At 72.7% G+C, this 13155-nt stretch carries 12 protein-coding genes; 6 read left to right on the forward strand and 6 right to left on the reverse strand.

The features are described 5' to 3' along the window. Positions 1 to 45: 45 nt before the first annotated feature. On the reverse strand, positions 46 to 3078 hold the full coding sequence (locus tag B0I28_RS01480; protein WP_181245594.1) for an AfsR/SARP family transcriptional regulator: 3033 nt from the start codon (positions 3076 to 3078) through the stop codon (positions 46 to 48). Between the two features lie 236 nt (positions 3079 to 3314). Between B0I28_RS01480 and B0I28_RS01485 the strand changes: the two genes are divergently transcribed. Continuing rightward, complete coding sequence (locus B0I28_RS01485) at positions 3315 to 4130, forward strand: putative hydro-lyase (RefSeq protein WP_106362039.1); 816 nt, start codon at positions 3315 to 3317, stop codon at positions 4128 to 4130. Between the two features lie 12 nt (positions 4131 to 4142). Here B0I28_RS01485 and B0I28_RS01490 read toward each other — a convergent pair whose 3' ends face one another. After that, positions 4143 to 4817, reverse strand: a complete 675-nt coding sequence (locus B0I28_RS01490; RefSeq protein WP_181245595.1) for a winged helix-turn-helix transcriptional regulator — start codon at positions 4815 to 4817, stop codon at positions 4143 to 4145. 203 nt (positions 4818 to 5020) lie between these two features. Here B0I28_RS01490 and B0I28_RS01495 point away from each other — a divergent pair, with 203 nt between their 5' ends. The 3 genes from B0I28_RS01495 (at position 5021) to B0I28_RS01505 (ending at position 6419) form a co-directional block, all read left to right on the forward strand. Then, positions 5021 to 5632 carry a carbonic anhydrase gene (locus B0I28_RS01495; RefSeq protein ID WP_219926495.1) on the forward strand — a complete coding sequence of 204 codons (612 nt, stop codon included), beginning with the start codon at positions 5021 to 5023 and terminating at the stop codon, positions 5630 to 5632. Positions 5633 to 5658: 26 nt separating this feature from the next. Continuing rightward, positions 5659 to 5949: a 4a-hydroxytetrahydrobiopterin dehydratase gene (locus B0I28_RS01500; protein ID WP_106362041.1), complete on the forward strand. Its 291-nt coding sequence runs from the start codon at positions 5659 to 5661 to the stop codon at positions 5947 to 5949. A 119-nt stretch (positions 5950 to 6068) separates the two neighbouring features. Beyond that, complete coding sequence (locus B0I28_RS01505) at positions 6069 to 6419, forward strand: hypothetical protein (protein ID WP_106362042.1); 351 nt, start codon at positions 6069 to 6071, stop codon at positions 6417 to 6419. A gap of 45 nt (positions 6420 to 6464) precedes the next feature. On the opposite strand, the gene B0I28_RS01510 is transcribed toward B0I28_RS01505, so the two are convergent. Continuing rightward, positions 6465 to 7718 (reverse strand): pyridoxal phosphate-dependent aminotransferase, encoded by a 1254-nt coding sequence (locus B0I28_RS01510; RefSeq protein WP_106362043.1) that lies wholly within the window; start codon positions 7716 to 7718, stop codon positions 6465 to 6467. 101 nt (positions 7719 to 7819) lie between these two features. Between B0I28_RS01510 and B0I28_RS01515 the strand changes: the two genes are divergently transcribed. Then, positions 7820 to 8740, forward strand: a complete 921-nt coding sequence (locus B0I28_RS01515; RefSeq protein ID WP_106362044.1) for a LysR family transcriptional regulator — start codon at positions 7820 to 7822, stop codon at positions 8738 to 8740. Here B0I28_RS01515 and B0I28_RS01520 read toward each other — a convergent pair. Next, on the reverse strand, positions 8737 to 10020 hold the full coding sequence (locus tag B0I28_RS01520; protein ID WP_219926496.1) for a YibE/F family protein: 1284 nt from the start codon (positions 10018 to 10020) through the stop codon (positions 8737 to 8739). The genes B0I28_RS01515 and B0I28_RS01520 overlap by 4 nt on opposite strands. A 141-nt stretch (positions 10021 to 10161) precedes the next feature. Beyond that, a complete protein-coding gene (locus B0I28_RS01525; RefSeq protein WP_181245596.1) occupies positions 10162 to 10944 on the reverse strand; it encodes a maleylpyruvate isomerase family mycothiol-dependent enzyme in 783 nt (260 codons plus the stop codon). 158 nt (positions 10945 to 11102) lie between these two features. Here B0I28_RS01525 and B0I28_RS01530 point away from each other — a divergent pair, with 158 nt between their 5' ends. Further along, positions 11103 to 11672: a thiamine phosphate synthase gene (locus B0I28_RS01530; RefSeq protein ID WP_106362046.1), complete on the forward strand. Its 570-nt coding sequence runs from the start codon at positions 11103 to 11105 to the stop codon at positions 11670 to 11672. A 9-nt stretch (positions 11673 to 11681) separates the two neighbouring features. Here the strand turns inward: B0I28_RS01530 and B0I28_RS01535 are convergent, their stop codons facing one another. Further along, entirely contained in the window at positions 11682 to 13028 is a 1347-nt protein-coding gene (locus tag B0I28_RS01535; protein WP_106362047.1) for a GH1 family beta-glucosidase, read from the reverse strand. Between the last annotated feature and the right edge of the window lie 127 nt (positions 13029 to 13155).

A 13155-nucleotide genomic window follows, 5' to 3' on the forward strand; every position in this document is an offset into this window, starting at 1 on the left:
AGACGAGCCGACTGGCACCGCATCCGTCGACCGACTGGAGCCTCCTCACGCCTGGCGCGCGGGGTCGACGCCGAGCGCCTCGAACAGCTCCCGGGCCTCGACCGCGCACCGCGCGGCCTCGTACGACGCACCGGCGGCCTCGTAGGCGCGGGCGAGCGCCAGCAGGCTCCGGGCCTGGCGCAGCGGGTCGGGCATGGCCGCGAACACGTCGCACGCCTGGCGTCCCATCTTCACGGCCATGCGCAGGTTCCCGTCCGCGGTGTGCAGCTTGCACAGCACGCGGGCCTTGACCGCGAGCGTCTCGGAGGTCTGGAACCGGTCGAGCCGAGCGACCCGGTCGAGCGCGTCGCGGGCCTGGTCGAGGCGGCCGGAGTCGACGTGCATCTCCGCGAGCCAGTACGTGTACACCAGGACGTGCCGCCAGCCGTTGGACTGCTCGACCAGTTCGAGCCCGTGGAGCACGGCGGCCTCGGCGCGCGGGAAGTCGCCGTCGGCGCGGTGGACCGCCGACTGCCGGAAGTACAGCCGCGCCCGGTAGTACTTCGACGGGTGGTCCCGCAGCAGCTCGGCGATCTCGCGGCACAGGTCCTCCGCGGCCGAGACCCGGCCCTGGTCGATGTACAGCTCCGACAGCGACAGCAGCGGGTACACCGAGGTCGGGCCCTCGGGGGAGGCCGCGTCGAGGTCCCGGGCCCTGAGCAGGAGCGTCTCGGCTTCGGCGAAGATCCCCATGCGCCGCAGCACGGTCCCCAGCGACGCGAGGACCTCCACGTGGACGTACCGCTTCCCGGACCGCTCGGCCGCGCCGACGGCCTCGCGCAGGACCGACACGGCCTCCCGGTACCGGCCCAGGTGGGTCAGGGTGGTCCCGAGGTCGTTGCGGGCCTTGCCGGTCCGGTCCCCGTGCGGGGTGCGGCTGAGGTATTCGAGGGTCTTCTGCGCGAACGCGAGCGACTGGTGCAGCTCCCCGGACGCGTACGCGACGGCGTCGGCGAGCGCGTACGCGCGCACCGCGTCCATCGGGTCGTCGGACTTGACGCCGCTCTCGACGCCCCGCTCGGCGACGTGCGCGAGCTCGGGCAGCTCGTACCGCGACTCGGTGAGCGTGCGCCGGTCGGGGCCCTCCTCGCTGTACCCGGCGTCGGCGAACGCGATGAGCCGCGCGAGCAGCCGCGAGACCTTCGCGTGCCCGTTCCATTCGAGGAACGTCGCCACGATGTTGCGGTACTCCTCGACCGGCAGCCGCGCCGACCCGCGGCAGTACCACTCCACGACCTGTTCCCGGAGCCCTTGCAGCGCAGCCGGATCGAACACGGTCTCGGCCTTGCGGCGGGCGTATTCGCGCACGAGGTCGTGGAAGCGGTAGCGGCCGGGCCGGTACTCGTCGATGCGGTGGGCGGTGACCAGGCGCGCGAGGAGCCGCTCGGCCGCGGGCGGGTCCCACGACACGAGCGACATCGCCAGGCCCTTCGAGAAGTCCGCGCCGGGCAGGAACGCGAGGTTGAGGTACAGCAGCTCCTCCTCGGGGTCCAGGGCCTGGAACGACAGGTCGAACGCGGCCGCCACGGTGGTCGTCGGGTCGCCTTCGACGGCGAGGTGCGCGAGCCGGTCCCTCCCGGCGAGGGCCGTCGCGGTCTCGGCGAGCGTCAGGTGCTGAGCCGCGAGGTTGGTGCCGACGATCCGCAGCGCCAGCGGCAGCCCGTCGCACAGCTCCGCGATCCGGTCGGCCGCTTCGGGTTCGGCCGCAACGCGCTCGGCCCCGATGAGGCCCTCCATGAGCCGCACCGCGTCGGCGGTGCCGAGGGTCCCGACGGTCACCTGCCGCACGTCCCGCAGCGCCGCGAGGTCGGGCAGCCGGGACCGGCTGGTGACGACCGCGACGCACCCGTCGGTGGCCGGGAGCAGCGGCAGCACCTGCTGCGAGTTCCGGGCGTTGTCGAGGATCACGAGGGTCCTCGTGTCGGCCAGCCGCGAGCGCAGCAGCGCCGACGCTTCATCCACATCGGACGGAATGGATTCGGTGGGCACGCCGAGGGCCCGCAGGAACCCCGCGAGGACGTCCAGCGGCGTCAGCGGCGCCGTCCGGTCCCACCCGCGCAGGTTCACGTACAGCTGCCCGTCGGGGAACCGCTCGCGCACCCGGTGCGCCCAGTGCAGCGCGAGCGTCGTCTTGCCGGAGCCGCCGATCCCGGACAGGACCGCGACGCGCGGGCCGGGCCCGGTGAGCGCGTCGAGGGCCGCGAGCTGGCCCGACCGCCCGGTGAAGTGGACGGCGTCGGCGGGCAGCTGCGCGGGCGCCGGGAGCGACCGCGACGACGCGGTCTTCGGTGCGGCCCTGAGCGACGCGTCGTCGCGGAGGATCGCCGTGTACAGGTCCTTGAGCCGCCGGCCGGGGTCGATGCCGAGCTCGTCGGCGAGCTGGCGCCGGATCGCGTCGTACGCGTCCAGCGCCTCGGCGGACCGGTCCTCCCGGTACAGCGCCGTCATGAGCAGCTCGGCCGCGTGCTGGCGGTACGGGTGCCGCTCCAGGACCCGCCGCAGGTCCGCGACCACGGGCGCGCCGGTCGCGAGCCGCAGCTCCAGCTCCGCGCGGGCCTCCTCGGCGGCGGCGCGCTCCTCGTCCCACCGCAGCGCCCCCGCTTCGATGAGCCGCCCGGTCAGGCCTGCCAGGGCCGGGCCCCGCCACAGGTCCAGGGCCTCGCGCAGGGACTCAAGGGCCGCTTCGGGTTCGGACGCGGCGACCTGCTCGCGCGCGATCCGCGCGGCCCGCTGGAACCGGAGCGAGTCGAGCTTCTCGGGGCCCACGCGCAGCCGGTAGCCGTCGCCGACGGTCTCCAGCTCGCTGGTCCCGGCCCGCAGCAGCAGGCCGCGCGCGGTGGCGACGGTGTTCTGGATCTGCCGCTTCGCCGTCGCGGGCGGGTCGTCGTCCCACACCGCGTCCACCAGGCGGTGCAAGGGGATCACGCTGCCGGGCTCCAGGAGGAGCACGGCGAAGAGCCTGGGCAGGGTCCGGCCGGGCAGCGGCACGGGCAGGCCGTCCCATGCCAGTTGCAGCGGGCCGAGGATGCCGAAGTCCAAGGGCGCCACCTCCAGGGGGAGTCGAGGTGCGGGCCGGGCCGGAATTGGCGGTTCGCTCCAGTCTATGGGCATATCTTGATCATTTGGGAACGCTCGCAAGCCTTTCCACTCAGTGAACGCGCGGTCGCGCACCGGCCCCGGCCTGCATCCGCATCCTGCTCGTGAAGCACTCGTGAACGTGTTGACCCCCTTGTATCGGATTCTCGACACATCGAGCAGCAGATCGAGGAGGAGCGATGTTCACGAGACAGCGTCCCGAAGCGCAGACCAGCCCCCGCGAGGCCCGCGCCAGGTTCCGGGACGGGCTGGTGGCCCACACCAGCGGCTGGTCGCAAGGGTACGTCCAGGCGAACCTGGTCAGCGTGCCGCGGAGGTACGCGATAGCCCTGCGCCGCTTCGCGGTGCGCAACCCGCGGGCCTGCCCCCTATTGGACGTGGTGGGCGCCGGGCGCTTCACCACGGACCTCGCCGAGGGCGCCGACCTGCGCCGGGACCTGCCCGCCTACCAGGTGTGGAGCCGCGGCCAGATGGTCGCCCGCCGCACCGACGTCGCGGACCTGTGGGACCGCGACCTGGTCACGTTCCTGCTGGGGTGCAGCTTCACGTTCGAGCCGCTCCTGGAGCGCGCCGGCATCCCGCTGCGCCACCTGGAGCAGGGCGTCAACGTCCCCATGTACCGCACCAACCGGAAGGCCCTGGGCGCCAGGCGCTTCCGCGGCCCCGTCGTGGTGTCGATGTGCCCGGTCCCGACCGACCTGGTCGCCCGCGCCGCCCAGATCACCATGGAGCTCCCGTTCGCCCACGGCGCGCCCGTCCACGTCGGCAGCCCCGCGATGCTCGGCGTCCGCGACCTCGGCCGCCCCGACTTCGGCGACCCGGTGCGTCTCCACGACGGCGACGTCCCCGTGTTCTGGGCCTGCGGCGTGACCCTCCAGGAGGCCGTGGTGAAAGCCAAGCTGCCCTTCGCGATCACCCACGCGCCCGGGCACATGCTCATCACGGACCGCCGTGCCCGCACGGCGGACTCCGGCGAGATCAGGACCGTCCGGTGAGCGGCGGCACGGTCACACCGCGCCCGCCGACGCCGAGGCCGCGGCCGGTTCCGGGAGGCGGAACATTCCCAGGAAGCGCTCTGCCATCGCCTGGTCGCCCTGGACGGTGACGCGCCCGGCGTGCAGCGACACGTCGAGGCTGCGCCCGCCCAGGGTCAGCCGCTTGAGCGTCTCCGCGTCGGTCCTGATGACCGCGTGCGGATGCTCGGGCCGGCCCGGCGCCAGGATCAGCTGCGCGTCGATGATCTCCGCGATGAACGGCCGGTCCCCGACCCACAGCTCGAACGCCGCGTCGAAGCCCTGTGCCGCCTGCGGCATGAACAGCGACCGCATCGACAGGATCAGCGCGTCGGCGCCCATCGGCGCGTCGAGCGGGATCGCCGCCGACCGGGCGCCCCACCGCAGCAGCAGCACGATCGGGCCCTCCAGCTCCCGGCCCCACTCGGTCAGCTCGTACACCTTCGACGCCGCGGGCGGCGGCAGCCGCCGCTTCCCGACGACCCCGGCGGCTTCGAGCTCCCGCAGCCGCTGCGACAGCACGTTCGCGCTGGCGCCGTGGAGCCCCGAGCGGAGGTCGGTGAAGCGCTTGGGGCCGAGCAGCAGCTCGCGGACGATGAGGAGCGACCAGCGCTCGCCGACGAGGTCGAGTGCGTGGGCCGCGGGGCAGCCTTCGCCGTAAGTGCGCACGGTGGCCTCCAGGAAAGGGACAGAAACCGCAGGTGAACGGCAACGCGGTAGTTCCCGTTCATCCTATGGTCCCGTTCCGCGAGCGACAAGTCCTGGGAAATGACCGGAACATCTCGGAACGGTAACGTGAGGTCGGTAAAAGGTACGTGACGTACCGCCCGTCGCGCTTGCGCGCCCTCGGATCATGCGGCACCATTCAGATCGTGCCTGAACTGACCGCCTCCTCGCTCATGGAGCACCACGAAGCCGCCAAGACGCTCGTCGCGCTCCTTGAGGGCAACGGCCGATTCATCGCCGGAGAGCCCCGCTACAAGCGCGACATCACCTCCGCGCGCCAGCACGCGCCCGGGCAGAAGCCCAGCGCCGTCGTCTTCACGTGCATCGACTCCCGCGTCACCGCCGAGTCCGTGTTCGACTGCGACTTCGGGCAGCTCCTGGTCGTGCGCACCGCCGGGCACGTCCCCGACCGGGCCGCCGTCGGCTCCCTGGAGTTCGCCGCCGCCGAGCTCGGCGTCTCCCTCGTCGTCGTCCTCGGCCACGAGCGCTGCGGCGCCATCAACGCGGCCCTCCACGCCGTCGCCGACGACACCCACGACCCGCGCACCGACTACCTCGTCGAGCAGCTGTGGCAGCCCGCGTCCCAGGCCCTCTCGGAGACCTCCGACGGCGAGGACGCGGCCCCGAAGGCCCTGCGACTCCAGGTCCGCCGCACCGTCGCCGACCTCGGCCGCCGCGCGAACCTCGAAGGGGTCCTCGTCGTCGGCGCCGTCTACGACCTGGACACCGGCGAAGTGACGCTCATCGAGGAGAACTGACGGCCCCGGGCTGTCACAATCGGGGTATGAGCGACCAACCCTTGACCGGGGCCGAGATCGAACTCGCCCTCTCCGACCTGCCCGGCTGGACCCACGAGCACGACCGGCTCCAGAGCACGTGGACCTTCGACGGCCACCTCCAGGCGCTCGCCGCCGCCACCGGCGTCGGCCTGCTCTCGGAGCGCCGCAACCACCACGCGGACCTGACGATCAACTACAACAAGCTCACCGTCTCGGTCACCACCCACTCGGCGGGCAGCAAGGTCTCCGCGAAGGACACCGAACTCGCGCAGGCCGTCAGCGCGCTCCTCGACTGACCTTCCCAGCCGATCGGCTGGCGCGCAAGGAGATCCGCAAGCGTCCCAATGTGTACGAACCGGCCCGGCGGGGAACCCCGCCGGACACCGGCCTCCTCGGTTGCACTCGGGAGCACGTCATGGACGCTTTCGCCACCCGCCCCACCAGGGCCCACCGGCGCATGGCCCTCTACCGCCTCGCGCAGGCCCGCCGCCGCGGCGCGATCGACGCCGACGAGTTCCGCCTCCGCCGCCAGCTCGCCCGCCGCGCCGAGACCCTCGCCGACCTCCAGGCCCTCTTGGAGGACTTCGCCACCGACTACGAGCAGGGCCGCGACCACTGGCGCTACGGGCGCTGGCGCCGGCCCGTGCGCGAAGGCCACGAACTGGAGATCCAGCGGTTCGTCGGCATCGCGCTCCTGGTGGCCGTGCTCATCGCCGCCGCCGTCCTCGTCTGGGGCGTCGTGGCGGTCGCCGAGCACGTGAACTGAACCGGGCGGCGCTGCCGCATCGGCCTCGGCAGCGCCGCCCGGCGATCACTCGGGCGCGGTGAGCGCCCGGAGCTTCTGGGCGAGCCCTTCCAGGGCGTCGCCGATCCACGGCATCGACGCGGGCTCGTCGGAGACGAGGGCCGCGAGCCGCTCGGAGTCGTTCTCGCCGTACAGGCCCGGCACCGCCACGCGGATCGTCAAGCGCTCCGGGTCGTCGCCGAACGCGCTCCCCGGCAGGACCACGACCCCGAACCGCTCCAGCAGGACCTCCGCGAGGTCCGCACTCGTGGCGATACCCCAGTCGGCGGCCAGCGACGCGCGCAGCGGCTCGAAGTCCGGCCACACGTAGAACCCGCCCTGCGGCGGCATGACCTCGCATCCGGCGCCCGCGAAGACCTCCGCGACGGCGTTCGCGACCGACCCGTGGAGGCGCCGCGCCAGCGCCACCCGGTCGACCAGCTCCTGCGGGTCCGACCACGCGTACGCCGCGGCGTGCTGCATCGGCATCGGCGTCGAGGACCACAGCTCGGAGGCCGTGCCGCGCACCGACTCCCGCAGTCGCTCGCCGAGCGGCGAGTCCGGGAAGCGGGCGGCGCCGATCCTCCAGCCGCCGAGCGCGTAGTTCTTCGACAATGACGTGGTGGTCACCGTGCGCTCGGGCGCCCACGCGGAGGGGGAGGGGAACGCGCCGGGCTCGAACACGAGGTCCCGGTAGATCTCGTCGGCGGCGATGATGAGGTCCAGCTCCCGCGCGGCCTCGCACAGGGCCTTGACCGACTGCTCGGAGGCGAGGCGCCCGGTCGGGTTGTCGGGCAGGGTGACCACGACGATGCGCGGGTCCCGCCCGGCGGCGCGGGCCGCGCGCACGGCCGCGTCCATGGCGTCGGCGTCCGGCACGCCCCCTTCGCCTTCGGGGACGGGTACGCGGATGGGGTCGCGGCCGAGCATCTCCGCCTGGGCCCCGTAGGAGACCCACGCGGGCTTGGGGAGGACCACGTCGCCCCCGGCGGCGTGGAGGAGCGCGAACAGCAGCGGCTTCGACCCGGGGCCGAGGAGCACCTGCTCCTTGGCGGTGGGGATCGCGCGGCGGGTCCAGTACCCGGCGGCGGCCTCGCGGGCCGCGTCGGTCCCGGCGACGGGGCCGTAGGCGGTCTGCCCGGCGGCCTGCGCGAGGCGCTGCCTCAGCAAGGGGTGCACGGGGATCCCCGCTTCCCCGAACCCGAGCGCGAGCACCTCCTGCCCGGCGGCGCGGCGGGCGGCGATGGCTTCGTTGGCGGCGAGGGTGGCGGAGACGGTCACGGGTGACTCCTCGTTGGAGACTGTCTGAACGGGACCCAGAGTCCTCCACAAGGAGCATCATCGCAAGTATTTCTACCTGTTGCCGAGGATAAGATTGCCTTATGCTCGATGTTCGCCGCCTGCGCCTCCTCTACGAGTTCGCCGCCCAGGGATCGATATCCGCCACTGCCGTCGCGACCGGCCAGACGGCCTCCGCGGTCTCGCAGCAGTTGGCCGCCTTGGAGAAGGAGGCCGGTGTCGCGCTCCTCGAACGCACCGCCCGCTCGGCCCAGCTGACCGACGCCGGGCGCCGCCTCGTCGAGCACACCGCCCTCATCCTGGAGGCGATCGACGCCGCCGAGACCGATCTCGCCGCCGAGTCCGCCGAGCCGCGCGGCCGGGTCACCGTCACCGCGTTCCCCACGGTCGCGGTCGCGCTGGCGGGCCCGATCGTGCGCCGCCTGCGCCGCCACCCCGAGCTCCAGATGGTCCTGCGCCAGCAGCACACGGTCAGCGAGTCGCTGGCGCGCGTGCGCTCGGGGGAGATCGACCTGGCCCTCATCGACGACTGGTCGGGCCAGCGCCGCCCGGCCACCGTGGGGCCCTTGACCTTTCACCACCTCGTGAAGGACCCCCTCGTCGCGGTCCTCCCCGCCCGCCACCGCCTCGCCTCGAAGGAGGTCCTGTCCGCGCACGAGCTCGCGGGGGAGCCGTGGATCGCCTCCCCGGGCGGCGAGCCGTCCCGCACGGCCCTCGACCGCCTCTGGCGCGCGGAGGGCATCTCGGTGCCGGTCTCGGAGTTCGAGGGCCTCGACACGATCCTCACCCTCGTCGCCAAGGGCCTCGGCGTGACGGTGGCCCCGTGGATGGCCGCCGCCGAACGCCGCGACGTCGCCGTCCGCGCCGTCGCAGAGGAGCTCCCCGGCCGCGACGTCTACGTCGTCCACAGGACGGCCTCCACCGGCCGTCCCGCCGTGATGACGGTCCTCCAGGCCCTCCACCAGGCGGCCCGGAAACTCATGACGGCCGCCGAGCGGTTCTAAAGGTGCGACGGCGGGTACGGCGACTCTTCGGAATCCCATCCCTCCGCCGCCTCGGGCTTCGGCCGGGGCCGCTTCGGTTCTTTCGCCTTGGGCTGCTTCGGCTTCGGGCGCCAGTGCACCAGGTACGCCGCGAGCCACGTGGTGATCGGCACGGCCGCGATGAGGCCGAGCGTGCCCGCCACCGACCGCACGATCTCCGTGGCGATCGTCTGGCTCGTGAGCACCTGCTCCAGCGGCCGGTTCGCCGCGGCGATGAGGACCAGCAGCGGGAGCGAGGCGCCCGCGTACGCGAGCACCAGCGTGTTCACCACCGACGTCAGGTGGTCGCGCCCGACCCGCATCCCCGACTTGTACAGCCGCGCGGGCCCCCACTTCGGGTTCGCCTTCGACACCTCGTCCACCGTGGCCGCCTGCGAGACCGTCACGTCGTCGATGACGCCGAGCGCGCCGATGAGGATGCCCGCCAGCAGCAGGCCCGACATGTCGATCGGGTACTGGAGCGCGAGGTTCGTGGTGCTCTCGTCGAGCACCCCGTTCAGCTCCGCGAGCCGCACCGCGGCCTCCGCGAGCAGCACCGTCAGCACCAGCGACGCGAGCGTCCCGACCACCGCCACGGTCGTCGTCCGGTTCCACCCGTGCGCCAGGTACAGCGACACGAGCATGATCGCGGCCGCCCCGACGATCGCCACGAGCACGGGGGAGGACCCGTCGAGCACCGCGGGCACCATGAACAGCAGCACCACCGCGAACGTGACGCCCAGGCTCACCAGCGACCGCACGCCCTTCCAGCGCCCGAACGCCACCACCGCGAGCGCGAACGCGATGACCAGCGCCCACAGCGCCCCGGCCCGGTCGTGGTCGATGATGTGGAACTGCTGGCCCGACACCGAGTCGGGCGTGTAGATGAGGATGACGTCGTCGCCCGCCTCGACCACCGGCGCGCCAGGGCCGCTCGGGATGTCGACCACGGCCTCCTCGCCGGAGAACTCGCCGCTGGTGATCGTCACGACGACCTCGCCGCACACGTCGACGACCTCGGCCTCCTCGGCGCTGCACTCGGTCTCGGTGACGGCGATGACCCGGCCGTCGACCTCGGTCCCGTACTCGTCGATCGCGGCGTCCTCGACGCCCTGCGGCCACAGCAGGATCATGCCGATGGCCGTGGCGATCGCGGCCGGGACCAGGATCCACAGCGCGGCCCGGGGAACGGCGTCGTTGGGGATGAGGTGGCCGTGGCTGTGCATCACCGGTTCGCCGTGCTTCACAGGATCGTCGTTCACGTCCGAGAGCCTACGGCCCCGCGCCCGCCCGGGCGCGCAGCAGCGCGCCCGGAGCCGCCCGCAGCGGACATGCGCCGTGAACCGTCCGCGGCCGCCTGGGGACCCGTCCTGCAGCGCTCCAGTCGCCGAGGGTCAGGGCCTTCAAACGTCCACGGGATCGACCCACCGGACCGCGGAGTAATTGCGCCACAAGTGGAGCAGTGCCGGGTCTCCGTGTACGGCGAGGTCGTCGAAGGGAAGCCGGTTCCACAGCGCCAGGTACAGCAGCTCCACCGGGCCCTCGATGACGCAGTGCGGGGACTCGACCTCGCTGAACGTCACGAGCGGTCCCGTGTCGGTGGGGTGCACGTACCAGTCGCCGCGGCCCGGCGGGAGGTCGGTGGCGTGGATGTGGAGCACTGAAGGCCGCAGTGCCCGCACCCTGCTCGACGGGCGGCCGTGGAACCCCAGCAGCAGCTCGTCGATGCCGTCGGCCGCGAATTCGGGGCCGACCGGTGATATCTCGTCGCCGCGCGCCTGTTCGGCGTCGACGCGGTGGATGGTCGTCTCGTGGGCCTGTCTGCGGACCCAGAAGCGCCGTGAGGACTGAGCGGGGAACACCTGCCAGCACTGGAGGTCGTCGGGGGCGGCTTCCAGCACCGCCGCGAGCCGCATGAGGCCCTCCCTGACCCAGTCGACCAGCAGGTCGTCGTGGGGCGTGGGCCCCACGATGCGCTGGAAGTCCTGCTTGCGGGGATCGTAGGGCAGGGCTCTGCCCACGATCGCCGCCGCCCAGCGATGGACGGTCCCGATATGGGTCAAGAGGTCCTTGACGATCCACCCCGGGCAGGTGGGCACGAGCGCGTTCAATGCGAGTTCCCCACCAGCGACAGCGATCCGCTCCCCTTCGGTGCGCAGCACGTTGATTTGGTCGCCGATGTTCATCCTCTGAAGTTTCGCACCTGTGTCGTGAATTACGCAAGTTCGGCGGTGGACCGATACACAAGTGTTAAACCGGTGTAGCACTGGCGAGTCGGACATGAATGGGACCGTTCGCCACGGGAGTCGCCCGGGCACTCCCGTGCGGGGCGTAGGTTCGACGGATGCAGCACCGGCTCATCGTCGTCACCGACCGGCACGGGTGCCCGCGCCCGCTCGCCGACCAGGTCGCGCTCGCCCTCCGCGGCGGGCCGTTCGCCCTCGTCCTGCGCGACAAGGACCTCCCGTGGGAGGAGCGCCACCGCTTGGCCGCCGAACTGGGCATCCTCGTCGCCGAGTACGGCGGCGTCCTCATCGTCGCCGACCCCGAGGCTCCGGTGGCCGCCGCGCACCTCTCGGCCGCCCGGGCCGTCCCCGACCCGCGGCCGGTCCTGGTCGGCCGGTCCGTCCACGCGGGCGAGCCGATCGACCCCGGCCTGGACTACTGCACGTACTCGCCGGTGTGGCCCAGCGGCTCGAAGCCGGGCTACGGCCCGGCGATCGGGCCCGCCGCGCTGGCCGAGGTCTGCGCGGCGAGCCCGGTCCCGGTGTACGCGCTCGGCGGCGTGGACGGCCCGGACCGGGCCCTCGCCGCAAGGGAGGCGGGTGCGGCGGGGGTCGCGGTCATGGGGCAGGTCATGCACGCCGAGGACCCGGAGCACGAGATCCGCGCGCTCCGGGGCGCACTGGTCTGAACGGCGCCGCTAGCGGTCGAGGCCGTTGGCGGCGATGACCTTCGAGTAGAACTTCGCGCTCGACTTCGGGGTGCGCTGCTGGGTCGCGTAGTCGACGTGGACGATGCCGAAGCGCTTGTCGTACCCGAAGGCCCACTCGAAGTTGTCCATGAGCGACCAGGCGGTGTAGCCGCGCACGTCGGCCCCGGCCTCGATCGCGTCGTGGACGGCCGCGATGTGGGAGCGCAGGTAGGCGACACGCTCGACGTCGTCGACCTCGCCGTCCTCCCCGGGCCCGGTCGGGTAGGCCGCGCCGTTCTCGGTGACCATCGTGGCGACGCCGTAGTCCTTGTGGAGGCGCACCAGCAGGTCGGTCAGGCCGGTGGCGTCGATCGCCCAGCCCATGTCGGTGTACTCAAGGCCCTCGGGGGTGTAGTTCTCCACGTTGAAGGTGCCGGGGCCGACCGGGCTCTCGGGCACGCCGGCCTTGGCGCGCACCCAGGTCGGGCTGTAGTAGTTGACGCCGAGCAGGTCGATCGGCTGGTTGATCGCCTCCAGGTCGCCGTCCTGCACGAACGACCAGTCGGTGTGGTGCTGCGTGCGCGCCAGGACCTCCGCGGGGTACTCGCCGCGCAGGATCGGGTCGAAGAACACGCGGTTGGCGATGCCGTCGACGGTCTGCACCGCCTCCTCCTCGCCGCGGACCTGCGTCGGGTTGAGCACGATCGACACCTGCTCCGCCCCGGCGGCGCGCAGCGCCTGCACGGCGAGGCCGTGACCGAGGTTGAGGTGGTGGACGGCGGCGAGCGCGGCGGCGGGCTCGGTGCGGCCCGGCGCGTGGTGGCCGTTGCCGTAGCCGAGGTACGCGGAGCACCACGGCTCGTTCAGGGTCCACCAGGTGTGGACGCGGTCGGAGAGGCGGGCGCCGACGATCGCGGCGTACTCGCCGAACCGCTCGGCGGTCGCGCGCTCGGGCCAGCCGCCGCGGTCCTCCAGGTTCTGGGGGAGGTCCCAGTGGTAGAGCGTCGGCATGGGCTTGATCCCGGCCGCGACGAGCTTGTCGACGAGGCGGTCGTAGAAGTCGAGCCCGGCGGGGTTCGCGGGCCCGGAGCCGTCGGGCTGGATGCGCGGCCACGCGATCGAGAACCGGTAGGTGTCGACGCCGAGCGAGGCCATGAGCGCCACGTCCTCGTCGACCCGGTGGTAGTGGTCGCAGGCGACGGCCCCGGACTGGCCGCGCCACGTCTTCCCCGGCGTCGCCGAGAACGTGTCCCAGATGGACGGGCCCCGGCCGTCCTCGTTCGCCGCCCCCTCGATCTGGTAGGAGGCCGTCGCGGTCCCCCACAGGAATCCCTCGGGGAAGGTCAGCTGCGTCATCGGATGGCACCTTTCTCCGCCGCGCGACCGGGTTCCTCCGCGGCGCGGCGCTGGATGGAAACGAGTTGCCGGGCTCCGGAATGATACGCCACTGGAATCGCTCCCATCGAACAGGGAGGGACAGATA

Source organism: Glycomyces artemisiae (assembly GCF_003002955.1).
Lineage (GTDB): Bacteria > Actinomycetota > Actinomycetes > Mycobacteriales > Micromonosporaceae > Glycomyces > Glycomyces artemisiae.